The sequence below is a fragment of the Aurantiacibacter sp. D1-12 genome (assembly GCF_028858515.1).
Lineage (GTDB): Bacteria > Pseudomonadota > Alphaproteobacteria > Sphingomonadales > Sphingomonadaceae > Alteraurantiacibacter.
In genome coordinates, this window is record NZ_JAPJZJ010000004.1 from 193,165 (window position 1) to 216,169 (window position 23,005).

At 61.8% G+C, this 23,005-nt stretch carries 18 protein-coding genes; 9 read left to right on the forward strand and 9 right to left on the reverse strand.

All coding sequences use genetic code 11. The features are described from left to right. Positions 1–3: 3 nt before the first annotated feature. A complete protein-coding gene (locus OOZ52_RS10890; RefSeq protein WP_274698544.1) occupies positions 4–1,272 on the reverse strand; it encodes an ABC transporter permease in 1,269 nt (422 codons plus the stop codon). Beyond that, positions 1,269–2,243: an ABC transporter ATP-binding protein gene (locus OOZ52_RS10895; protein ID WP_274698545.1), complete on the reverse strand. Its 975-nt coding sequence runs from the start codon at positions 2,241–2,243 to the stop codon at positions 1,269–1,271. Before OOZ52_RS10895 ends, OOZ52_RS10890 begins: the two co-directional genes overlap by 4 nt. Before the next feature lie 51 nt (positions 2,244–2,294). On the opposite strand from OOZ52_RS10895, the gene queG reads away from it, so the two are divergent. After that, positions 2,295–3,356, forward strand: coding sequence for a tRNA epoxyqueuosine(34) reductase QueG (gene queG / locus OOZ52_RS10900; RefSeq protein WP_274698546.1), 1,062 nt, complete (start codon positions 2,295–2,297; stop codon positions 3,354–3,356). Here queG and OOZ52_RS10905 read toward each other — a convergent pair. From OOZ52_RS10905 to OOZ52_RS10915, 3 genes are all read right to left on the reverse strand, one after another. Then, complete coding sequence (locus OOZ52_RS10905) at positions 3,340–4,563, reverse strand: NAD(P)/FAD-dependent oxidoreductase (protein WP_274698547.1); 1,224 nt, start codon at positions 4,561–4,563, stop codon at positions 3,340–3,342. The two genes, queG and OOZ52_RS10905, sit on opposite strands and share 17 nt — an antisense overlap. 50 nt (positions 4,564–4,613) lie before the next feature. After that, a complete protein-coding gene (locus OOZ52_RS10910; RefSeq protein ID WP_274698548.1) occupies positions 4,614–9,344 on the reverse strand; it encodes an NAD-glutamate dehydrogenase in 4,731 nt (1,576 codons plus the stop codon). A 139-nt stretch (positions 9,345–9,483) separates the two neighbouring features. After that, positions 9,484–10,224 carry an alpha/beta hydrolase gene (locus tag OOZ52_RS10915; RefSeq protein WP_274698549.1) on the reverse strand — a complete coding sequence of 247 codons (741 nt, stop codon included), beginning with the start codon at positions 10,222–10,224 and terminating at the stop codon, positions 9,484–9,486. A 236-nt stretch (positions 10,225–10,460) separates the two neighbouring features. Between OOZ52_RS10915 and OOZ52_RS10920 the strand changes: the two genes are divergently transcribed. From OOZ52_RS10920 to OOZ52_RS10935, 4 genes are read left to right on the forward strand one after another with little or no spacing between them, the layout of a single operon-like run. After that, the gene (locus tag OOZ52_RS10920; protein ID WP_274698550.1) at positions 10,461–10,967 is read left to right on the forward strand and encodes a 3'-5' exoribonuclease; all 507 of its coding nucleotides are present in this window, start codon (positions 10,461–10,463) and stop codon (positions 10,965–10,967) included. A 39-nt stretch (positions 10,968–11,006) separates the two neighbouring features. Beyond that, on the forward strand, positions 11,007–13,019 hold the full coding sequence (gene thrS, locus OOZ52_RS10925) for a threonine--tRNA ligase (protein ID WP_274698551.1): 2,013 nt from the start codon (positions 11,007–11,009) through the stop codon (positions 13,017–13,019). A gap of 4 nt (positions 13,020–13,023) precedes the next feature. Then, positions 13,024–13,767, forward strand: coding sequence for a sulfite exporter TauE/SafE family protein (locus OOZ52_RS10930; RefSeq protein WP_274698552.1), 744 nt, complete (start codon positions 13,024–13,026; stop codon positions 13,765–13,767). A 12-nt stretch (positions 13,768–13,779) separates the two neighbouring features. Continuing rightward, positions 13,780–14,520 (forward strand): sulfite exporter TauE/SafE family protein, encoded by a 741-nt coding sequence (locus tag OOZ52_RS10935; RefSeq protein WP_274698553.1) that lies wholly within the window; start codon positions 13,780–13,782, stop codon positions 14,518–14,520. Here OOZ52_RS10935 and OOZ52_RS10940 read toward each other — a convergent pair. From OOZ52_RS10940 to OOZ52_RS10955, 4 genes are all read right to left on the reverse strand, one after another. Beyond that, positions 14,517–15,284, reverse strand: coding sequence for a DUF1223 domain-containing protein (locus tag OOZ52_RS10940; RefSeq protein WP_274698554.1), 768 nt, complete (start codon positions 15,282–15,284; stop codon positions 14,517–14,519). The genes OOZ52_RS10935 and OOZ52_RS10940 overlap by 4 nt on opposite strands. 69 nt (positions 15,285–15,353) lie before the next feature. Next, positions 15,354–15,476, reverse strand: coding sequence for a hypothetical protein (locus OOZ52_RS10945; protein WP_274698555.1), 123 nt, complete (start codon positions 15,474–15,476; stop codon positions 15,354–15,356). Positions 15,477–15,525: 49 nt separating this feature from the next. Next, entirely contained in the window at positions 15,526–16,497 is a 972-nt protein-coding gene (locus OOZ52_RS10950) for an agmatine deiminase family protein (protein WP_274698556.1), read from the reverse strand. A 16-nt stretch (positions 16,498–16,513) separates the two neighbouring features. Next, positions 16,514–18,166, reverse strand: coding sequence for a M28 family peptidase (locus OOZ52_RS10955; RefSeq protein ID WP_274698557.1), 1,653 nt, complete (start codon positions 18,164–18,166; stop codon positions 16,514–16,516). 100 nt (positions 18,167–18,266) lie between these two features. On the opposite strand from OOZ52_RS10955, the gene glnE reads away from it, so the two are divergent. From glnE to OOZ52_RS10975, 4 genes are all read left to right on the forward strand, one after another. Beyond that, complete coding sequence (gene glnE / locus OOZ52_RS10960) at positions 18,267–20,924, forward strand: bifunctional [glutamate--ammonia ligase]-adenylyl-L-tyrosine phosphorylase/[glutamate--ammonia-ligase] adenylyltransferase (protein WP_274698558.1); 2,658 nt, start codon at positions 18,267–18,269, stop codon at positions 20,922–20,924. Beyond that, positions 20,924–21,397 (forward strand): peroxiredoxin, encoded by a 474-nt coding sequence (locus OOZ52_RS10965; RefSeq protein ID WP_274698578.1) that lies wholly within the window; start codon positions 20,924–20,926, stop codon positions 21,395–21,397. The genes glnE and OOZ52_RS10965 overlap by 1 nt, the downstream gene beginning before the upstream one ends. After that, complete coding sequence (locus OOZ52_RS10970; RefSeq protein WP_274698559.1) at positions 21,394–22,185, forward strand: ferritin-like domain-containing protein; 792 nt, start codon at positions 21,394–21,396, stop codon at positions 22,183–22,185. The genes OOZ52_RS10965 and OOZ52_RS10970 overlap by 4 nt, the downstream gene beginning before the upstream one ends. A 91-nt stretch (positions 22,186–22,276) precedes the next feature. Then, positions 22,277–22,939, forward strand: coding sequence for a M23 family metallopeptidase (locus tag OOZ52_RS10975; protein ID WP_274698560.1), 663 nt, complete (start codon positions 22,277–22,279; stop codon positions 22,937–22,939). The last annotated feature ends 66 nt before the right edge of the window (positions 22,940–23,005 follow it).

The following is a 23,005-nucleotide window of genomic DNA, read 5'->3' on the forward strand; positions in this document are numbered from 1 at the left end:
ACTCTATGCTGTTGGCGTCGAACTGTTCCTGAACATACCCAACAGAGCCGATACAGGGCCGCGCCGTGAAGCACCGCGAGGGCCCGATTTCATCACACGCTTGCGGAACATGCTTGCTCCCATGCGTACGAAGATCGCAACCCACATGGCCTGCCAGCCAAGCGCCAGCAGATGCGGCCACAGCGCTTCCTCCACCGCCGCCTTGGCGACCATCGCGAAAGGCGAGCTAAGCGGGAATGCTATGGCACTGTATTCGATCATACCCCCGCGATCGGTTACAGACAGGCTCGCAAAAAAGAACACCAGGATCTGGAACATCGACGCAGGCATGGCCAGCGTCTGCACTTCGCGCACGGTGGTTGCGAGCGAACCGATGGCGAGGAAGATGCTGCCGAGCAGCAGGTATCCCATGCCAAAGTAGATAACAAAGAGAGCGAAGAACATCGGCCAGCCGACGCCGGGGTTGGCATAGTCGGACAGCGATGTGCCGCCGGCATAAAGGATTGCCGCGCCGGAGCCTCCCCAGACTGCAACGCCGACCAGCGAAATACCGAGCATGGCGAAAAGCTTGCCAAGAAACACTGCGTCCATCGGGATCGCTGCGGCGAGGATTTCGATGATCTTGTTGCCCTTTTCCTCGACCAGATTGGAAAGCACCATGCTGGCGAGCATCATGATCAGCAGGAACAGCAGCACCTGCGCACCCTGTGCGGTTCGCAATCTGCCGGTGTTTTCCGATGCGCCACTGGTGCCGACAACTGACGTTCCTACCTGCGGATAGTTTCTTGCCGTGCCATCGCGTGCATATCCGGCAACGAGGCCCACGGTGCCTTGCCAGCGGCCGATGCTGCCCTCGGTTGCGGTCAGCACAGGCTCGTCAAGCGTCCCGGTGACGACGGCGGCGAGGCTGCCTTCGGCGTTCTCGAGCACCGTGCGGGCGTCATAGGCTTCGCCCGGCTCGAGCCGCGCGAGTTCGATCATTGGCGGCAGTCGACCGGGAATTTGACGGTCCAGTTCCTCGCGCGCGGCAAGCATGGCGTCGACTTGCTCGCCTTCCATTGCAATGCCGACATCGGCGACCATCGCTTCGCTTTGCACTTGCGCGCCCACCCCGCCCGCCAGGGCCATGACCACGACAGGGAAAAGCGGTCCGAGCAGGAAGAAGATGAAGGTACGGCTGAACAGGATGGCGCTGAAATCGCGCCGAGCGATCACAAAGGCCGCACGCAAGAGCGAAAGACGTCCGCCGGAATCGACTGCCGGATTGCTCATGCCTGCTCTCCCGATCCGTTGGTGACCATGTCGCGTGCTGCTGCCTCGCCGGCGATGGCGACAAAGGCATCGTGCAGTCCCGCGCGCTCGATGGAGAGCGACAGAATCCCGGCATCGCCTTCGATCAGCGCTTTCAGCAGAGGTTCCACCCCGCTTTCAGGAAGAGGGAAATACCAGAAATCGCCCACGCGCCGCGTGTCTTCGGGCAGAGCATTGCGCCACGGTCCCTCGGAATTGCGGGTTTCAAGCCGGACCTGCGCCGGAATCCTGTCACGCGCCTCATCAACGCGACCCGCAAAGGGGACCTTGCCGCCTGCGATAATCGCAATGCCCTCGCACAGCCTTTCGGCGTGGGCGATGACGTGGGTTGAGAAAATCACCGTGGTGCCTTTGTCGGCAAGACCACGGATCAATTGTTCGAGCTTGCCCTGGTTGATCGCATCGAGGCCGCTGAACGGCTCGTCAAACACCACAAGTTTGGGTTCGTGCACCAGCGTTCCGAGGAGCTGAACCGTTTGCGCCATGCCTTTGCTGAGCTGGCGAATCTGTTTCTCGATGGCGTGACCGAGCCCGTGCTGCTCTAGAAGTTCCTTGCCTCGCTTCCGGCCTTCTTCGAGCGGTACTCCGCGCAGGGCGCCCATAAAGGCAATCGCTTCGTAGCATTTCATTGAGGGATAGAGCCCACGCTCTTCGGGGAGGTAACCGATCAGGCGGGCCACATCCTGCGGGTTCTCCGCACCCAGAACACGGCGATATCCAGCATCGGGATCGATGATCCCCAGCAGCATACGCAATGTTGTCGTTTTGCCCGCACCATTGGGCCCCAGCACGCCGTAAATCGCGCCTTGGGGAATGGAGATGTCCACCCCGTCCACCGCCAGTGTGCTGTCAAACCGCTTGACCAGTCCGCGCGCATCGATCGCAAGCGGTCGCGCTTCCTTTGCTTTGGTTGTGAAACTACCTGTCGCCATATCCATGCCTTAGCCGCTACAGGGGAGTGATGAACGAGCCACTCCCGCATTATGGTTAACACGCCCGATACCAATTCGCTTGAGCATCGTCTCAAGGCAAAAGCGCGTGAGCTGGGATTTGCCGCTGTCGGGATTGCGCGCGCAGAGGACAATCCGCAGCAAATCAAACGCTTGCATGAATGGCTGGGCGAGGGCTTTCACGGCACGATGGGGTGGATGGAAGACCGCGCCGACGTGCGGCAGGGACCCAAAAGCATGTGGCCCGAGGCGAAGAGCGTTATCGCGCTTGGCATGTCCTACGCTCCGCAAGTCGATCCACTGGCTCTGGAGGGTGACGCAGAAAAGGCGCGCATCTCGGTATATTCGCATGGGCGCGACTATCACGACGTACTGAAGAAGGCGGCCAAGGCATTGGCGCGCTGGCTGGTCGAGCAGGAGCCGGAAAGCCAGCTTAAGGTCTTCGTCGATACCGCGCCTGTTATGGAGAAACCGCTCGGCGAAGCGGCAGGACTGGGCTGGCAGGGCAAGCACACCAACCTTGTCAGCCGTGATCACGGCAGTTGGCTGTTCCTCGGCGCGATCTACACGACGGTAGAGCTAGCGCCGGATGCGCCACATGATGATCGTTGCGGTTCGTGCAACGCCTGTCAGGTGGCATGCCCGACCCACGCATTTAATGCACCCTATCGGCTCGATGCGCGACGCTGCATTTCCTACCTCACCATCGAGCACAAGGGGCCGATCCCGGAGGAATTCCGCGAAGCCATCGGCAATCGCATCTACGGCTGCGACGATTGCCTGGCGGTGTGCCCATGGAACAAGTTCGCCGACACCGCTGCCCGTCACAAAGCTTTTGCTCCGCGCGATGGGCTGGTCGAGCCGGAGTTGGCAGAATTGCTCACTCTTGATGACGCGACGTTTCGTGCGAAATTCTCCGGCTCACCCATAAAGCGGATCGGGCGCAACCGCTTCGTGCGCAACTGCCTGATCGCCGCCGGGAATAGCGGCAATACCGGCTTGCTCCCGCAGGTGTCGGTGCTTTGCCAGGACGATGACGAGGTTGTGGTCGAGGCCGCGCACTGGGCCAGGGCCCAGCTTACAGCATGTCCTTGAGCAGTGTGTCCGTGTCGGCGAGCAGTGCCGGATCGATCTCCGCGCGCGCTTCTACCAGTTTGCGGCCCTGCACATAGTCTTTGGTGCGATTGACCGCATCGACCGCAATCACACGGCCATCCTTCAGATAGATCACCGAGAAACTGCGTTCATCCGGATTACCGCGAAGCACGGTTTCGTCGTGACCAAGGCTGAGGCCGGCGGTCTGCAATTTGAGGTCATACTGGTTCGACCAGAACCACGGGAAGGCGTCATAGGGTTGCGGATCGCCGCAGATCGCCTTGGCCACTGTGGTCGCCATGTCATGCGCGTTCTGCACGCTTTCGAGGCGGATCACCGCGCCATCGGCGTAAGGGTTGGCGTGCGCGGCGCAGTCGCCGATGGCGTATACCTTCTCAAGGCTGGTGTGGCAGGTGTCGCTGACATCAACGCCATTGGCCGCAGCCGCGCCGGCCGCGATCAGCGGACCGACAGCAGGCACAATACCAATGCCTACGACCACGGCATCGCAAGGCAGTTCTTCGCCACCTTCGAGAACAACACCCGTGACGCGGCTTTCTCCGACAAGGCGCTCCACGCCCGTACCCAGACGAAGCTCGACGCCCTGACGATGGTGCTCATCCTCATAGAAGCGCGACAGGTCTTCTCCCGCCACCCGGCTCAGCACGCGGTCGAGAGCTTCGACCAAGACCACTTCGCAATCCAGCTTGCGCAGAACGGCCGCCGCTTCCAGTCCGATATAGCCGCCGCCGATAACGACAAACTTCTTCGCGCCGCCTTCTATGTCTGCCAACAAGGCATCGACATCGCGCTTGTCGCGAACAGCATGAACGCCTTCCAGATGAGCGCCCGGGCAATCGAGCCGCCGCGCGTCACCGCCTGCAGCCCAGATCAGTCTGCCATAGCCTAGCGTGTCGCCCGAGCCGAGCTGCACTTCAAACATTTCCGGCATGACCTTGGTGACCGACTGTCCCAGCAACAGCTCGACACCTTTCTCCTGCCAGAACTTTTCCGGGCGGATCAGGACGCGCTCGAAGGGCTTGTCTCCCGCCAGATATTCCTTGGACAAGGGAGGGCGCTCATAGGGAGGTTCCCGGTCGCGCCCGATCATCAGGATAGAGCCTTCGAATCCGTTCTGGCGCAAGGCGATGGCGGCCTGCGCGCCGCCGTGCCCGGTGCCTACGATGATCACATCATATTTCTTCATCGCGCGGATGGGTGCGCAAAACCGTCGCCAAGGTCAAGCGGCGGCAATGCCTATCCCTGCAGCAGGTTGCGCGCCTGGCTGGCAATCTGCGCCAGCATCGCAGGGGCAATTGGCGTAGCAGTCTGCGCGCGTTCAACCATACGCCGGAACTGCGCAACTGCGGTCTCGTTCTTGGCCGCCCATGCAGCAATCATGGCCGAAGGATCATCGGCATTCTTGCTCTTGCGACGGGCAAGGCCGCGAATGAAATCGATGCGCATCTGCTGGAAATCGCGCGCCAGGCCCGAAACGAGCAGCCGTTCCCATGGATCTGCCGGGCTCATCACAGCGGCGCGTGATTGCGCCCAGTCGATCCCGAGTACGGCGCCCAGCTCGATGAAGGCGGTCACCAACGCCGACGTCTTGAGGCCCGTATCGCTGGATAGCTTTGCCAGGCCGATTGAACCGTCCACGGCAAAGAGGTGAGCGACCATGCCCGCCAGTTCCTTGCTCGCGCCAGCTTCTACCAGACCCGCGGCAATGTCTTCAACATGCGCGCGCGCTTCGTCGCCCAGCAGAGTGTCGGCCTTATCGACCAGCTCGGAAACCCTGTCGCCGATTTCTGCGGCGACGAGTGACGGAGATTTGGTTCCGCCGCCGGCGCGGAGCAGGTCGGCAATGTGGCCGCGTAATGCCAGTGCTGCCTGATCGAACAGCTTGAGGCGCGCGGTTTCAGGCATTGCCTTGGTATCAAGCGCCGTCCAGATGGCATCCATCTTGAGCAGCGTCGATGCGGTGACGAACGCCGAACCGATGGCATCGAGCCCGGCGCCTTCCTCTTCGGAAAGTTCGAACGGATGCAGCATACCCATGCGGTTGACGATCTTGTTGGCAACGACCGTGCCGACAATCTCGTTACGCAGGCGGTGCGACAGCAACTGCTTGCCGAACTGCTCCTGCAGCTGCGGCGGGAAATCTCCCAACACCAGTGCATCGGCCGCTTTGTCTTCGGCGAGCGGACTGCCTTCGACCGCGTCTTGCAGCACCAGCTTGGAGTGAGAGAGAAGCACGGCGAGTTCCGGACGGGTCAGGCCCTGACCATCAGCTGCACGGCGCGAAAGCGCTTCGCCATCGCCCAGCCCTTCATTCGCGCGGTCAAGGCCGCCAATTTCCTCGAGCACTTCGATCAAACGGGCGTGCGCGCCGACAGAGCGGCTACCGCCCTGTTCTGCGATCGAAAGCGCCAGCGCCTGCAGACGGTTGTCCTCCAGCACTAGATCGGAAACCTCGTTCGTCATGTCCTTGAGCAGCGCGTTGCGACGATCTTCGGACAGGCGGCCGGCTTCTCGCGCGGCTGCCAGTGCGATCTTGATATTGACCTCGTTGTCCGAGCAGTCGACGCCTGCAGAATTGTCGATGAAGTCGGTATTCACACGGCCACCGCGCAGGGCAAACTCGACGCGGCCCGCTTGCGTGGTGCCAAGGTTAGCGCCTTCGCCAATGACCTTGGCGTTCAGATCAGCGGCGTTGACGCGAAGCGCGTCATTGGCCGGATCGCCGACGTCAGAGTGGCTTTCGTGGCTGGCCTTCACATAGGTGCCAATGCCGCCGAACCAGATCAGATCAACAGGGCTCTTCAGGATCAGGTTGATCAGGCTGTCCGGGTCAAGCGCGCCGTCCTTCAGATCGCTTTCGTGGATGCCCACGGCGGCCATTGCCTGCTTTGTAAGCTCAATCCGCTTGGTACTGCGCGGGATGACCATTGCACCTTTGGACAGCACCTTCTTGTCATAGTCTTCCCAGCTTGAGCGCGGCAGATCGAACATGCGTTTGCGCTCTTTCCAGCTCGCGGCCGGATCGGGATCGGGATCGATGAAGATATGGCGGTGGTCGAAGGCCGCAGTCAGCTTGATCGACTTGGACAGCAGCATGCCGTTGCCGAATACGTCGCCCGACATATCGCCGCAGCCCGCCACTCGGACCGGGTCCTTCTGCACGTCCACGCCCATTTCCAGGAAGTGGCGCTGCACGCAGACCCAGGCGCCCTTGGCAGTGATGCCCATCGCCTTGTGGTCGTATCCGTTGGAGCCGCCGCTGGCGAAGGCATCGCCCAGCCAGAAATCGCGTTCCATCGCGATCGCATTGGCGGTGTCGGAGAATGTTGCCGTTCCCTTGTCTGCTGCAACGACGAAATAGGGGTCTTCCCCGTCATGGATTACCACGCCTTCAGGGTGTGCGACCTTATCGTTCACGTAATTGTCTGTGATCGACAGCAGCGTGCGGATGAACAGCTTGTAGCTTTCCTTGCCCTCGGTGAACCAGGCGTCGCGGTCGATGGCGGGGTTGGGTAGGCGTTTGGCATAGAAGCCGCCCTTTGCGCCGGTCGGCACGATCACGGCGTTCTTAACCTTCTGCGCCTTCATCAGGCCCAGGATCTCGGTGCGGAAGTCATCGCGCCGGTCGGACCAGCGCAGTCCGCCGCGGGCAACCGGGCCTGCGCGCAGGTGGATGCCTTCGACCCGGCGCGAATAGACAAAGATCTCGCGCCACGGCACGGGCTTGGGGAGGCCCGGAACAAGCGAACTGTCGATCTTCAGCGCTAATGCCTCTTGGGAAGCTGGTGCAAAAGCATTGGTACGCAGCACCGCCCGCATCGTGTCCCAGTAGCGACGCAGCAGGCGGTCATCGTTGATCGCCACCACTTCGGAAAGGCCGATACGAATATCGCTGTCGATCTCAGCTGCAGCTTTTGCGCGATTAGCCTTGAAGGCAGGATCGTGCATCGTGCGGAAAAGCGCGATGAGCGAGCGGGTGACCTTGCCGGCACCGGCCAGGGCATCGACTACGGTGTAGATCGTGTAGGTCAGGCCGCACTGGCGCAGATAACGATAGAATGCGCGCAGCCAGTCGGCCTCCTGCGCATCCAGTCCGGCAGAAATGACAAGGCGGTTGAAGACATCGTCTTCCGCCTTCTGGTTGAGCACGCTTGTAACAGCGGTCTCGATAATGTCGGCGCGTTCGAGCAGCTCATCGCCGCTCATCCCTGCAGGCAGGCGCAGGATGAAGTCATGGATCGTACCGGTGTCCTGACCGCCGAGCTCGGTCGGGATTTCGGACAAGACGCGGAAGCCGAAGTTTTCCAAAGCCGGAACCGCATCTGAAAGCGGGAGCGAGCCGTGATGCTGGTAGACCTTCAGTCGCAGGCAGTCGTCAGCATCATCTGCGACGCGGTAAAGCCGGGAGTCCCGGCCTTGCCCCGCTTCTTCCGCGTGGGCGGCAAGCTGGCGCAGCCGGGAAATATCAACGGCTGCTTCAGTGGCGCCGTATTGTGTGCGGTAGAACGGCGGGAAGCTGGCCGCATATCGCAAAGCAAGTGCTTCGGCCCTCCTTGCCTCTCCGGTTTCTCCCAGCGCCTCTTCCACAGCGTCATTCCAGCCGCGCAACATGTCTTGCAGCGACCGGTCGATCGCTGTTGCATCGACCGGATCGTCCTTACCACGGAAGTCCATGACGTAGCGCAGCAAGGCGAGCGCGCCGCCTTCAACCATCAGGCTCCAATCGAGCGTGCTGGCGCCGGTCTCGCGTTCGAGCAAGTCCTGCACCTGCAAACGGACTGCGGTTGAAAGCATGTCACGCGGCATCCAGACAAAGCCGAAGACGTGGCGGCCCAGCGGTGCGGTAACCAGTGTTGCGCGGGGGCGGGGGCGCTCAGCCAGCCCCATCATCGCGGTCGCGACGCGGGTGATGTCTTCGTCAGAGAAGCTGATAATCAGATCGTGCGGCAGTGCAGTCAACGCGTGGACCAGCGCCTTGTAGTCGTGGCTGTCGGGCGCAAAGTCGAGGCGACTCATGATCGCTTCGAGCTGCTGGCGCAGAACCGGAACGGTGTTGGGTGGCGCGACCAGCGATGCGCTGGTCCAGATACCGGCATGCACCGAAAGCGCGGAAACCTTGCCGCCCTCGATCAGCGGTACAATGAACAGGTCGATCGGCACACGGCGGTGCACATTGCTGATTCTGTTCGCCTTGATAATCAGCGGCGACTTACCCGGCTTGCCGTTCTTGCCATCAAACCAGGCGAATGCCTTGTCGAATGCATCATCCGCCAGAAGGTCAGGTGTCGAACGGCGACAAATGCCCAGCAAGTCACTCTGCCTGCCATCGCGGGTGCGGGTGACATGGCCCAGCTGCGTCATCATACCGTCTGCCAGGTAACGTAGCAGCGCGGCACCTTCGGCATCGGACATGCGATCAGCGTCGTCGGTCAATGCAGCGCGCATGGCTGACCAGTCGGCCACGGCTGCGCGCACATCGAGGATTGCGGTTTCCAGATCCTTCTCGAGTGCGCGGCGTTCTTTAGCGTCGATCCGGACGGTCTCGATGTAGACCCAGCTTTCCTTCTTCTCGCCTGTGCCATCACCCTTGGGCACGTCTTCCAGCTTCCCACCTTTTCGGCGAACAGGAAGGATCGGGTGGACCAGCCTGTCGATTGAAAGGCCGCGGGCGGCCATCGTGGCTGCGATAGAATCGACCAGGAACGGCATATCCTTGTTGATCACCGCGATGCGCATGAAGCGGCGGCCATTGCTTGCGGAGCGGGCGAGAATAGCTGGCTTGCCATCGGCACGTTCGCGAGCAGCCTCGATGACGAAGGCGGCCGCTTCGTCCAGCTGCTTGCCTTCCAGCGGCGCCTCCCCTGGGAGAATGGAGCTGCTGATGCGCTCCTTCAGCGTATTAGCAAAGGCGCGCTCCTTTTTGGTGAGATCGGAAAAAGCGTTGTTCTTGCTCTTCGTGCTGGCCATGGCCTTCGGTTCTCCTTCGCCGTCCGCTTTGTGCGGTCCAGCGCCTCGACTCGATATGCAGTTGCGACTCCTACCGCAACCTTGCGCGCGCCTCTATCGCGCTGTTGCACGCGATGCACCAAAAATGTCTCACCAGAAACTAGATTTCACATGCAGCATCAACGGTTCGTAGCAACACCGATACGTCACTCTCGCGTGATAGCCGATGGTCGCCGCCCTTGATCAGCGTGACGTGCACATCTTCGCTGGCGAGAGCCTTCGCAAGTCGCAGTGAGGTATCGCAAGGAACATCCTTGTCCTCTTGACCGTGCAACAGGCGTACCGGGCAGGTAATCGGAATGGTGTTGTTGAGCAGCCGGTTGGCTTCGGCATCGGCCCAGAACCCGGCATAGGTGGGCATGGGGTCATAGCCGTAGTCGCTCTCTTCGAAGATCGTTTCGCCCTCACGCAACTGCGCCTTTTGCGCCTCATCATACCCCCAGTCCGAAAAATCGGGAGCCGAGGCGATGCCAACAAGGCCAGCAAGCCGGTTTTTGAGTGCCAAGCCGACAAGCAGCATTAGCCAGCCGCCCATCGATGAGCCGACGACAACAACCTTCTCGTTTTCAATCTGGTTCGCAATCAGCAGCAAGACCTCGTCGCGCCAGATAGTCAGTGTGCCATCGGCAAAGTCGCCATCGCTCTCCCCGCAACCCGAGTAATCGAGCAACAGGCATTCGCGCCCCTGTGCCTTGCAATGTGCGAAAATGGCGGTCGCCTTGCTCCCGTCCATGTCCGACATGTAGCCGGGCAGGAAGGCCACTGCGGGGCCAGACCCGGTGGTGTGACGAAATGCCAGTTCAATGCCTTGCGCCGATGGTAGCGTGCGAATTTCTGTCATCGAAACGATCCCTCGCCATGCAATGGCCATGCGTCAAGGGAGGGTGACAAACGGCGGGGCTCTCCTTATGTCCTGCTCATGGCCAATCGCGTGACGACTACGACAACTACCACCACCTCGGGCAACCGGGGGCGGATGGTCGTGGCCTGATCACGTACTCCGCCACCCGGTTTCGGGTGGCATCGCGCCAGCTTCCCGAAACCGGCAGAACGACACAGCGGCGCGAGGGAGCGTGTATGCGCTATTATATCGACACCGAATTCAACGGCACCGGCGGGCAATTGCTCAGCATCGCGCTGGTGCGAGAGGATGGCGCGCATTTCTACGAAGTGCTGCACGCGCACGAACTTGTCGTGCCGTGGGTACAGGAGCATGTCGTGCCCTTCTATAATCAGGAGCCGATCGAGCGCTTGCAGGTGGTAAAGAAGATGCAGAAGTTTCTGCGCAAGGATGCAGGACCGCACGTTTTCATTGCCGACTGGCCGGAAGACCTTGTCCATTTCAACGCCATGCTGCTGCGCGATCATGGCAAGCGAAACGATCCGTTCCAGTATGCGTGCCTGCTCCTCAATCTTGCCGGGTTTGACACCGCCAAGGCGAGCGACATACCGCACAATGCGCTGGCCGATGCGCGGGCGCTGGCCGATTTCGTCGAGGCGAATCTGGCAGGCGAATTGCACAATATGGCCCCCGAGGACCTTGCCCTCGTCCAAAACGCTTGCGGTATGAGCGCCCATCCTTAGGGAGGGCATGAAAATGAATTCGAGTGAAAGTCTGAAGTGATGACCGAACTTCTCAAGATCAGCCTTCCCGATGGCTCCGTGCGCGAAATGGAACGGGGCTCGACTCCGGGCGATGTCGCTGCCGCTATCGGCCCGGGCCTTGCCAAGGCTGCCATTGCTGCGCGCGTCGATGGCGAGCTGCGCGATATCAATCGCCCCTTCAATGGCGACGCCGAACTGGCGCTGATTACCTCGCGCGATGAGGAAGAGGCGCTCGAACTCGCGCGCCATGACTTCGCGCACGTGCTCGCTGAAGCCGTACAGGCGCTCTATCCCGGCACGCAGATCACCTTCGGTCCCGCAACCGACGACGGGTTCTACTACGACGTGAAAGCGCCCGAGAGCCGCGATCCGTTCTCGTCCGAAGACCTGCCTGCCATCGAAGAAAAGATGCGCGAGATCATCAAGGCCGACAAACCGCTCCGCCGCGAAATCTGGAGCCGTGAGGACCTGATCGCCAAATGGGAAGCCGATGGCGAAGTGTTCAAGGCCGAATGGGCGAAGGAATTGCCTGAGGGTGAAGAGCTTACGGTCTATTGGTCGGGCGATGATTGGCTCGACATGTGCCGCGGCCCGCACCTGGCCTCCACCGGCAAGCTCGATCCGCAGGCGTTCAAGCTGATGCGCGTCGCCGGGGCATACTGGCGCGGCGACCAGAACAATGCGCAGCTGACGCGCATCTACGGTACCGGCTGGCTCAACAAGAAGCAGCTCAATGCGCATCTGACCCGTCTGGAAGAAGCCGCCAAGCGCGACCATCGCAAGCTGGGCCGCGAAATGGATCTGTTCCACCTGCAGGAAGAAGCGCACGGGTCGGTCTTTTGGCACCCCAATGGCTATCGCGTGTGGCGCGAGCTGGAAGCCTATATGCGCCGCAAGATGGACGGCGCGGGCTATCAGGAGATCAAGACGCCGCAGCTGATGGACGTGAAGCAGTGGACCCAGTCCGGCCACTGGGGCAAATATGCCGAGAACATGTTCGCCGTCCCCGACATCGTCCCTGAGGTGGATGAGGAGAGCGGCGAGAGCGCGCCGAGTGTGGCAAAAGATGCCGCATGGCTGGCGATGAAGCCGATGAACTGCCCCGCGCACGTTCTCGTCTTCAAGCAGGGCATTACTTCCTATCGCGATCTGCCGATCCGGCTGGGCGAAATGGGCTGCTGTCACCGCAATGAGCCGCACGGCGCGCTGCACGGGTTGATGCGCGTGCGCCAGTTCACGCAGGATGATGCGCATATCTTCTGCACGGAAGGCCAGGTCGTCGAGGAAGTGCGCGCCTTCTGCAAGCTGGCGGATAGCGTCTACAAGGACTTCGGCTTCACCTATCACGTGAAGCTGGCCCTACGGCCCGAGAAACGTTTCGGTTCGGATGCAGACTGGGACAAGGCCGAGCAGGAGCTGCGCGATGCCGTGGCCGAAGCGGGAATGGACAACGAGGAATACGGCTGGGAAGAACTCCCCGGCGAAGGTGCTTTCTACGCGCCCAAGCTCGAATGGCACCTGACCGATGCCATCGGCCGCACCTGGCAGGTCGGCACGATCCAGGGTGACCGTGTGCTGCCCGAACGCCTTGACGCGACCTATGTGGGAGAGGATGGCGAGAAGCACCGACCCGTCATGCTCCACCGCGCGATCTTTGGCTCTTACGAGCGCTTCATCGGTATCCTGATCGAGCATTTTGCCGGTCGCCTGCCCGTATGGCTCGCACCGACGCAGGCCGTTGTCGCAACCATCGTTTCCGATGCGGACGACTATGCGAAGGAAGCGATCACCAAGCTCGAAGCCGCCGGCATCCGAGTGGAAAGCGATTTCCGCAACGAAAGCATCAATTACAAGGTCCGCGAACACTCGCTGGCGAAGGTTCCGCATATCCTTGTTATCGGCAAGCGCGAGGCGGAGGAAGGCACCGTTGCCATGCGCACTCTGGGTGAAAAGCAACAGCAGTTCCTCGCCCTCGACGATGCGATTGCCACGCTCAAAGACGCCGCGACCCCGCCCGATCTGAAGGCCTGATCGCTTGGAAATCCTCGACGGATTTTCAACGACGCAGATTGTCGCAGCGGTTGTCGCAACGCTGGGCGCGGCATTTGTGCGCGGGCTGACGGGGTTCGGCTTCGGCTTCCTGCTTGCACCGATCCTCGCGCTGGCGCTGCTACCGCTGGAGGCGGTTCTGCTGGTGAATGTACTCGCGTTTTCGCTGGCACTGAGCGAGATCCGCTACGTCCTGCGCGAAGCGGACAGGTCGGCCTACTGGATCATGGGGCTGTTGATCCTCACGACAATGCCGGGGCTCTTGCTTCTGTCTATGACGCCGCCGCCGCTTGCCCGTGTGCTGATTGCGCTGGCGGCATTGACGGCATTCCTTGTGGTCGTGTTTCCCCGTAGCAAGCAGCCAAGACCGCCCGGTAAGGTCGCCACCGGAGCCACGGGCCTGATCGCAGGCGTGATGACCGGATTTGCCGCCATGCCGGGAATATCGGTCGTGCCCTATTATGTGCGGCAGGACATGCCGCGGGTGATGGCCAAGGCATCAATGATCGGCATCTTCGGTGTGTCTGCGCTGGCGAGCCTTACCTCGGGTGCGATCACGGGCTTACTTGAGTGGCGCTTGCTGGTCTTCGGCTTGCTCCTGTTTCCGGTGATGGCGCTCGGCAACTGGCTCGGTTCGCTGGTCTTCGGACGAGTGAGCGATCCGGTCTGGCGGGCTTTTGTCGGCATTGTGCTTGGGGCGGCCGCTGTGGCAGCGCTGCTCAAGCTCTAGAAGGCGAAGCGCGTGTTCGGATTTTCACCAGAGACGATTGCCGTCGCACTGCTCGCTGCGATCGCGGCGGGCTTCGTGCGCGGCCTCGCGGGATTTGGCCTTTCGGTGGTTCTGGTACCTGTACTGCAGCTGGCGATTGAGCCGAGCGCAGCGGTGCTGGTGGGGATCGTCTCGTTGTTTCTGATCGGACTGACCGACATTGGCCGCATCCGGCGTGATGCCGACAAGAGCGCGATCCCCATCGCCGTCATTGCTCTTGCATGCATGCCACTGGGCCTGTGGGCGCTCGTGGCGCTCAGCCCGGACTGGGCACGCGTGCTGATCGCCATGGTATCGCTTGGGGCATTCGTGCTGGTGGTTGTCCCGCTTGGCAAAGTCGCCTTGCCGCGCCGCTCCGCGATGGGACTTTCGGGCTTTTTTACCGGATTCTTCGGCGGATTTGCCGGAATGCCGGGGCCGGGGATGGCACCGTTCTACCTGCGCGGGCGACTGGAACCCCGGGTTGCCCGTGCAAGTATGATGGCGATCTTCCTGGTGGTGACGCCGCTCTCGGCAGCCTTCTTCGTCTGGCGGGGCGTCGGTGGCTGGGAAGAGATCGAGCTCGCAGCGCTGCTGTTTCCAGCCGTCTTGTTCGGCGACTGGTTCGGCCACCGCGCCTTCGGGCAGGTGAGCAAGACGCAGTGGCAAGTCGCGACAGCAATTGTGCTGGGCGGAGCTGCGCTGGGCGCGCTTTACAAGCTGGTGGCAGCCTAAAGCCAGCGTCCGGCCAGAATCTGGCCCGCGCCTGTCTGGGTGCTCTCGCGCAGGATGATCGCGTAGGCATCAGCCTCGCCAGCGAGCGGCATGGTAGCGGGCAAGTCAAATGCCGCATCGCCGCCATTCCATGAGCCGATCGGGGCTTCGCCGAGCCATGTATTGGTATAGGTGACTGTCCGATTGCGGTTTTCGCCTGAGGCAATCTCGACCGTCTCCGCACCATCAACAGCGACGATTACCAGCTCGGCAGATGCTGGTGCCGAGCCGCGCACCTCGACCTCTCCGTTGTCGGAAACGGTGATGTCGGGACGTTCGCCCGCTTGCGCGGCGCGGATCATCTCGGCCACCGAGTTGGCACGCGATCCGACATCGCCGCTCATCCCGTTGATCACGATCTGCGGGGTGTAGACGCCGTTGTAACCTTCTAGGCCGCGCCGGGCGTAGGCGCGTTGCAGTTCAGTGTTGCGTTCGTTGGACAGCGTATCGACCCAGCCGATGCGGTTCCAATATGTAACCGGGCGCGTGATCACGATCACATCGTCCCGCTGTGCCAGTTCACGCGCAAGAGCATCAGCGGGCGGACAGGATGAACAGCTCTGGCTTGTGAACAGCTCAAGCACGACAGGCGAGACATCCGCCTGTACAGGCGGCAAGTCGGCTTCAGCTACCTGCGCGGCTTCCATCTCCCGGTCCATGTAGAGCACGAATCCGCAGATCATCGCGAGCACTGCGGCGGCAGCAAGGCCCAGAACATACTTCATCGCAAATCACTCCTGAACGGGGTCAGGAAGAAATTCGCCGAAAAGTGGGAGAAAGTTACGTTGCGCGCGTCAAAGCGGCAGGAACTGGCCTGCGACAATCAGCGCAACACCGCAAAAGCTCACGATCGCGATGCGCGCATATTCCTGCGCGGATGCGGCTTTTGAGCGGGTGAAGGCGATAGCTTTGGCCATGTGGCCATTGTCCGCCCAAATTCCTAACGAATCGTTAAGATCGCCCGGATCAGGCCGCCGTTGGCACGTGTTGGCTGGCGCAATGGAAGCTTCCGCCGCCGGTCAGCACGGCATCGGCGCGCAGGCCGACGACATCACGATCAGGAAAGAGCGCGCCGATAGCCTTGACTGCCGCCCTGTCATGCGGGGAGCCATAGGTCGGCACCACGACCACACCGTTGGTGACAGCGAAGTTCATGAAACTTGCAGGCTCCACCTCGTCATCGTCACCCATGCGTCCGGCAGAGGGTATCTCACACACCTCCAGCCCGAAGGCTTCGGCGCGTGCCCTGGCATCGGCAAAGGTTGCAGCGTTGGGATCGTCATCGTCTAGCGCCACCGGAATGGCGATCACGCCTTCGCCCACCATGCGCGCGAGGTTGTCAACGTGGCCATCAGTGTGATCGCCCAGCAATCCGTTGCCGAGCCACAGGACGCGGTCAAAGCCGCAGTCCCGCTGCAGGTTCGCCTCGATCTGCTCGCGCGACAGGTGCGGATTGCGGTTGGGATTGAGCAGGCATTGCTCGGTGGTGACAACCAGTCCCGTCCCGTCGGTCTCGATAGCACCGCCTTCGAGGATCCAGTCCGCGCGGGAATACGCGAAGCCTCCAGCAGCAGCGAGCGAGGCACCCGTTTCCTGATCGCCCGGAAGCAGATACTTGCCGCCCCAGCCGTTGAAGCCGAAGCCCTGCGCGCGTCTGCCGCCCGAACCGTCGGGCAGGATCAGCGGCCCGGTATCGCGGATCCAGATATCACCGTAAGGGTGCTGTTCGATTGTGACCTTGGCCGACACGAGCTTGCTTGCCACCGCCTTCGTCGCCTCATCACGCACGACAAGGCGCACGTCCTGCCCGGCCTCGCTTACTGCATTGGCGAAGGCCGCCATCTGCTCTTGTGCAGGCTGGAGATCATCTTCCCACAGCTCTGCGTGCGCGGGAAAGGCGATCCAGATCCAGTCCTGCCGGGCCCACTCGGCGGGCATCCTTGCCGCCATTGCGTCAGCAACCACCGTCGTCGGAGGCACAGCTTGCATCGCGTGTGGCGCGGAATTCGTCGCCCTCGTTCCAGTTCGGCCATTCGCCGGTATCGCCCAGCGCGCGCGCGAGCATGAAGTAGAGCTCAAGGTCCTGCATCACACCGGCCCAATCCCAGTCTTCGGAGAACTCGTCGCTCGCCGCGTGATAGTGGTTGGTGTTGTAGTCTTGATAGGCCGCTTCGCCTGCCTCCGCGCCGCCTTCACTCAGCGTCTGGCCGCTCTTCACGTAGAACATCGGCACGCCGCGTTTGGCGAGGCTGAAATGGTCGGAGCGGTAGTAGCGTCCGGCCTGCGGTGCGGCATCGGATGTGGAGGTGCGGCCCTGCGCCTGCAAGGCATCGGAAAGGTAGCCGTCGAGCTCGCTCTTGCCGCCGCCGATGACAGTCACGTCACTTGCTTCGCCCAGCACATAGAGCGCATCGATGTTGACACCGCCCACCGTGCGGTCGAGCGGGAAAACCGGGTTCGCACCATAGTATTCAGAGCCCAGCAGGCCCGATTCCTCGGCGGTCACGGCAAGGAACACCTGCGTGCGCTGGGTCGGTCCGGCGGCAACATGTGCCTCGGCCAGAGCGACCAGCGCTGCGGTTCCGGTGGCATTGTCAACCGCACCGTTGCAGATCATGTCCTCATCGCCCTCTTCACCGCAGATGCCGAGATGATCCCAGTGCGCGGTGTGGAGGACATATTCGGTCGGGCGCTGGTTGCCCGGGAGGATGCCGATCACGTTTTCAGACGTAAAGCGGCGGATCGAATTATCGAAGCTGGTTGAGGCTCGCTGCTCCAGCGGGACTGCGCGGAAGCCCGGCTGGCTTGCCGCTTCTACAAGCTCGTCCAGATCGAGACCCTCGGCGGCGAGCACACGACGCGCTGCGTCCTGCGTCATCCAGCCGTTCATATCGGTGTTCCCCGCACCGCCATCTCCGGTGTCGGCATAGGCCTGCGCGCCCGTCCAGCCGCCTTCGACAACGTTCCAGCCGTAGCTCGCGGCGAAATCTTCGTGGATCACGATAGCAGCGGCGGCACCCTGTCGTGCGGCCTCTTCGTACTTGTAGCGCCAGCGCCCGTAATAGGTCATCGCGCGGCCACCGAAGGTACCTTCCAGCCCTTCGTCCTGATAGTCTGGATCGTTGACGAGGATGAGCGCGGTCTTCCCCTCCATGTCCAGGCCTTCGTAATCGTTCCAGCCGCGCTCCGGCGCGTTGATGCCGTAGCCGACGAAGACCACTTCGCTATCGGTAATCTCGGTCCGCTCGACCAGTGGGTAGGATACACCTACCCATTCGCTGCCATGCTCAAACTGCTGGTCTCCAATGGTGAGCGGCGCAAAGTTGCTGCCCGTCACTTCCACCAGAGGCACTTCCTGCACCCAGCTATCGCCATTGCCCGGCTGCAGGCCCGCGGCCTGAAACTGCTCGATCAGGTAGGCAACCGTGCGCTCGCCACCCGGTGTGCCCGGTTCACGGCCCTCGAACTCGTCCGAAGACAGCGTGCGCGTCACATTCTGCATCGTCTCGAGCGACAGTTCGGGAGTGACCTCCTGCGGTTCGGGCGTGCAGGCGGCCAGAGCAACCAGTGGCGCCAGCAAAGCGGCGGGGGCGAGAATACGCAGCATCAAAAAGTCCTCTCACTTGTGTTGCCCGCCATGTGGCATCACGCGAGGCCAAGCACAAGCAGACTTGCTAGGCGCGCGCGGTGTGTGCAGGACCACGGGCATGGCTGCAGATTGGCAAAGCGGACTGGATCGGGCGCTGGCGCACGCGCCATTCCTGCGCCTTGCATCGGAACGCCGGCCTGAGCTGACCGAGCTACTGGCGGAGGGTGATGGCGAGGCAGCACTCACAGCAGCGAAAGCGAGCGGTGACGGCATCGAGGATGTCGGGGACTTGCTGCGCAAGGAACGGCTTTCGCTTGCGCTGGTGCTGGGTGTTGCCGATCTGGCGGGGGCCACGCCGCTTGCGAGGGTGATGCAGGAACTCAGCGATTTTGCCGACCGCGCGCTCGATGCAGCGATGCTAGCCGCGGTGTGCCGCCGTGTGCCCGATGCCGATGCAAGCGGCTTTGTCGGGCTGGCGCTGGGCAAGCAGGGCGCGGGTGAGCTCAACTATTCGTCCGACATCGATCCGATCCTGCTGTTCGATCCGACCCGGCTGGCCAAGCGCGAGCGGGACGAGCCGGGCGAAGCTGCCCAGCGATACGCGCGCCACGTGGTAGAGCTGCTCTCCCAGCCAACGGGTGAGGGCTATGTGCTGCGCGTCGACCTGCGGTTGCGTCCGGCGAGCGAAGTCAGCCCGTTGGCTGTCCCGATTAACGGTGCGATCTCGCACTACGAAACCTCGGCGCTGGCATGGGAACGCGCGGCCTTTATCCGCGCGCGGCCTGCGGGTGGAGACCTTGCGGCGGGCGAGGCGTTCCTCGAGGACATCCGCCCCTTCGTCTGGCGCAAGAGCCTCGATTTCACCGCCATCGAATCGATCCGCCGCCTCACCGCGCGTATTCGCTCGGCCTACAAAGGACCGCGCGAGCCGGGGCCGGGTTTCGACGTCAAGAAAGGGCGCGGCGGGATACGCGAGATCGAATTCTATGCGCAGACTCACCAGCTGATCTACGGCGGCCGCAATCCGGCGCTGCGGCGTCGCGGTACGCGCGCAACACTCGACGCGCTGGCGGCGGCTGAGGTGATCGGAGCGGATGACGCGCAGGTGCTCGGCGAAAGCTACGACCGGCTGCGCGTGATCGAACACCGTTTGCAGATGGTGAACGACCGTCAGACGCACCAAATTCCCGACGGCGAAGAGGCGATCGACAACGTCGCAAGGCTCGACGGCTTGCCCGACGGCAAAGCACTGATCGAGGAGCTACGCGAAATCACTGATGCCGTGGCTGAGCGCTACGATGCCCTGCTGGGTGAAGACGATACTGCTCCTGCCAGCGTCTCGGTACCGGATGATTTCCGCGATCATTTCGAGAGCCGGGTGAAAAGCTGGAAAGGGACCATCCGCGCGCTTCGCTCGACGGAGGCACTCAAGGCCTTCGATGCCATGCGCAATGACCTGTTGCAGGCACTTGCCGATGCCCCCGATCCCGACCGCGCGCTTGCGCGATGGGAAACACTGCTCACCCGCTTGCCGACCGCGATCAACCTGTTCCGTCTGTTCGAGGAGCGTCCGGGCCTGCTCGAACGCGTTCTGCGTATCCTCACACTCGCTCGGCCGCTCGCCGATGCGCTGGCACGACGCCCCGAACTTCTCGACGTGCTGTTCGATGCCAGCGGTGCGCAATTGCCCGATGATGTGCCTGCGCTTGCGGCCCGCATGGCGCGCAGCGAGGAGGACGATTACGAGGCGCGGCTTGATCGCCTTCGGCAGATCGTCGGCGAAGGGCGGTTCGCGCTGGGTGCGCAGATGATCGAATGCCGCCACGATCCGCTCGATATCGCCGAAGGGCTTTGCCGCATCGCCGAAGCGGCAATCGCGACAGGAGCTGCTGCCGCCGTCGAAGAGTTCCGCGGGACGCATGGCGAAATCGCGGGGAGCGAGTTGGTCGTCCTCGGGCTAGGACGGCTGGGTGGCGGCGCGCTGACCCATGCGTCGGACCTTGATATTGTGTTCCTGTTTACCGGCGATATTGGCGCTGAATCGGATGGCCGCAGACCACTTTCCTCGACACTCTATTTCAATCGCCTTGCGACCCGCGTCTCTGCCGCGTTGAGCGTGCCGACGGCCGAGGGTGCGCTCTATGAGGTGGACACGCGGCTTCGCCCGCAAGGCAAGCAAGGACCGCTTGCGGTCAGCCTCGATGCTTTTGCCAAGTACCAGCGGGAGGACGCGTGGACGTGGGAGCATATGGCGCTGGCCCGTGCCCGCCCGCTCTACGGCTCGGACGCGGCAAAAGAGCAGCTGCGGATCATCGTCCGCAATGCGCTCTGCCAGCTGCGCGACAAGGCCAAGCTGCGTGAGGATGTACTGTCGATGCGCGCCGATGTCCTGGCCAACAAGCCAGCGCAAGGGCCGCTTGATGTTAAACTGCTGCGCGGCGGTCTCGTCGATTCAGAGTTTCTGATCCACTACTTGCAGCTGCGCGAAGGCGTGGCGCTCGAGCCGGCATTGGAGAAGGCGATAAGCGGTTTGGCGGACGCCGGATTGCTGCCGGTAGAGCATGCCGAAAATCACCTGATGCTGACACGTTTCCTTGTCGCCGAGCGTTTGTTTGCACCAGACGGATACGAACCGCCCGAGGCAGCAAAGAGCGTGCTCGCCAAGGCATGCGGGTTCGATAGCTATGCCGATTTGTTACAGGCCCTCCTTGAAGCGCGGCGAGGGATCGCCACACAATGGAGCAGACACTTTGACGAAGATCTGGAGATTGAATGATGGCAAATCGCCCCGACGCTGGAGACGCAATGCCCGATATGGCGATGGAAACGCCCGATGGCGGTAGCGTAAAGGCGAGTGACTTCAGGGGCCAGAAGCTGGTCGTGTTCTTTTACCCGAAGGACAATACCCCCGGATGCACCACCGAGAACAAGGATTTTTCTGCGCTGAAAGGCGAATTCGATGCGGCGGGCGTGGCACTGCTCGGCGTGAGCAAGGACTCGGCCAGGAAGCACCAGAACTTCATCGCCAAGCATGACCTCAAAGCTCCGCTGGCCACCGATGCCGAGACCGACGGTCTGGCCGAAGCACTGGGCGTGTGGGTCGAGAAGAAGATGTATGGCAAGACCTATATGGGCCTGGAACGTTCGACATTCCTCGTTGATGCCAATGGCACAATCGCTCAGGTCTGGCGCAAGGTGAAGGTCAAAGGCCACGCAGAAGAAGTGCTCGCTGCGGCCAAGGCGCTTTGACCGTCGACCTTTCTACTGCGATCCGTGATGCGCTGCTGACCGGCGACAAACGAAGCAAGGTCATGCGCACGCGCAAGCTGGTGCGGGATTGGCGGCACGGCAACCTTCCGACCGGCTTTTCAGCAGCAATGCCCGACCGGCCCGAGTGGCCGGTGGATCTTCAGGTGCTCCCGCCGTCGCAGATGCCTAAGCGTGGCAAGGGCGGTTCTCAGCGCAATCGGGTGGCCTTGTGGCACAGTCTCGCGCACATCGAATTTGTCGCGATCGATCTCGCGCTCGACATCGTCGGGCGGTTCGGCGCGCAGATGGATCACGCGTTCATTACCGATTTTCTGGATGTCGCAGCAGACGAAGCGATGCATTTTGCACTGATCGAGCGTCACCTTGGTACGATAGGCGCGGCCTATGGCGATCTGCCTGTGCACGAGGGGCTCTGGCAAGCGGCTGGTGATACGGCCCACAACTTGGCAGCGCGGCTTGCGATTGTACCAATGGTGTTGGAGGCAAGGGGCCTTGACGTCACACCCGCTACGCTTGAGCGCGTAAGGTCGCAGGGTGACGGACGCGGGGCCAAAATTCTGCAACGAATCCTTGACGATGAGATTCGCCACGTCGCCGCCGGATCAAGGCATTTTGCAAAGATTTGCACCAAAAACGGCCAGAATCCGCAGAATCACTGGAAAAATCTTGTAAAAACGCACTTCCGGGGGGCGCTGAAGCCTCCGTTCAACGACTCGGCGCGTCTTGCAGCCGGTTTGTCGCGCGAAAGCTATGCCGCACTTGTTTGATTAACTTTTGCGGTCATACCTCAGCATCACACAAACGGGTGGGGTCCACTCTTGGTTCCGAAAAGGGGCCGGAAAAGAACAAAGGGATCGTATGTTTTTTGATTTCGCCAAAGCTGTTGCCGCTGGTGCATTGCTTATTGCAACGCCCGCAATGGCTGAAGACGATGATCGTGCAGGCACCATCAACACCGATAGTGTTGCCGAGGGAAGCCTGGACAGCGAGTTCAGCGAATTGTTCGCCAGCTGGGAAAGCATCGACGGCGGTGCTGCCGTCTCGACTGCTGGTGAAATCGACATTGTGCCACAGCTGGCCGTGTCGGTTCCCTCGCGCATGCCGCTCAACGATTCGCGCCTGACCAGCGGATACGGTGATCGCAATCACCCGATTCTGCGTCGCCGCGCTCGCCACCACGGCGTTGACCTTGCCGCTCCGCGTGGCACACCGGTCTATGCAACCGCAGATGGCATCGTAGAGATGGCGCAGTGGTATTCGAGCTATGGCAACTATGTGCAGATCGGCCATGGTGCGGAAATGGAAACGCGTTACGCGCATCTTTCCAGCTACACCGTGCAGCCGGGTGAGCAGGTTCGCGTGGGTGATCTGATCGGTTATGTCGGTTCGACGGGGCGCTCTACCGGCCCGCACCTGCACTATGAAGTCCGCATTGCCGGCCAGTCGGTCAACCCGATCCCGTACATGACGGCGAATCTTGATACTGATAACAGCGAACAGGCTGCGCGCGGCGGCGAGTAAGCCAGCCCCCACATCGCGAAATGAAAAAGGGCGGGCCGTTTGGCCCGCCCTTTTCGTATGCGTGAT

What these genes read in the sequence shown, in the direction of transcription:
- OOZ52_RS10890 (WP_274698544.1), bottom strand. Translation starts at nt 1,272, where the DNA reads ATGAGCAATCCGGCAGTCGATTCCGGCGGACGTCTTTCGCTCTTGCGT.
- OOZ52_RS10895 (WP_274698545.1), bottom strand. Translation starts at nt 2,243, where the DNA reads ATGGCGACAGGTAGTTTCACAACCAAAGCAAAGGAAGCGCGACCGCTT.
- queG (WP_274698546.1), top strand. Translation starts at nt 2,295, where the DNA reads ATGGTTAACACGCCCGATACCAATTCGCTTGAGCATCGTCTCAAGGCA.
- OOZ52_RS10905 (WP_274698547.1), bottom strand. Translation starts at nt 4,563, where the DNA reads ATGAAGAAATATGATGTGATCATCGTAGGCACCGGGCACGGCGGCGCG.
- OOZ52_RS10910 (WP_274698548.1), bottom strand. Translation starts at nt 9,344, where the DNA reads ATGGCCAGCACGAAGAGCAAGAACAACGCTTTTTCCGATCTCACCAAA.
- OOZ52_RS10915 (WP_274698549.1), bottom strand. Translation starts at nt 10,224, where the DNA reads ATGACAGAAATTCGCACGCTACCATCGGCGCAAGGCATTGAACTGGCA.
- OOZ52_RS10920 (WP_274698550.1), top strand. Translation starts at nt 10,461, where the DNA reads ATGCGCTATTATATCGACACCGAATTCAACGGCACCGGCGGGCAATTG.
- thrS (WP_274698551.1), top strand. Translation starts at nt 11,007, where the DNA reads ATGACCGAACTTCTCAAGATCAGCCTTCCCGATGGCTCCGTGCGCGAA.
- OOZ52_RS10940 (WP_274698554.1), bottom strand. Translation starts at nt 15,284, where the DNA reads ATGAAGTATGTTCTGGGCCTTGCTGCCGCCGCAGTGCTCGCGATGATC.
- OOZ52_RS10945 (WP_274698555.1), bottom strand. Translation starts at nt 15,476, where the DNA reads ATGGCCAAAGCTATCGCCTTCACCCGCTCAAAAGCCGCATCCGCGCAG.
- OOZ52_RS10950 (WP_274698556.1), bottom strand. Translation starts at nt 16,497, where the DNA reads ATGCCCGCCGAGTGGGCCCGGCAGGACTGGATCTGGATCGCCTTTCCC.
- OOZ52_RS10955 (WP_274698557.1), bottom strand. Translation starts at nt 18,166, where the DNA reads ATGCTGCGTATTCTCGCCCCCGCCGCTTTGCTGGCGCCACTGGTTGCT.
- glnE (WP_274698558.1), top strand. Translation starts at nt 18,267, where the DNA reads ATGGCTGCAGATTGGCAAAGCGGACTGGATCGGGCGCTGGCGCACGCG.
- OOZ52_RS10965 (WP_274698578.1), top strand. Translation starts at nt 20,924, where the DNA reads ATGGCAAATCGCCCCGACGCTGGAGACGCAATGCCCGATATGGCGATG.
- OOZ52_RS10975 (WP_274698560.1), top strand. Translation starts at nt 22,277, where the DNA reads ATGTTTTTTGATTTCGCCAAAGCTGTTGCCGCTGGTGCATTGCTTATT.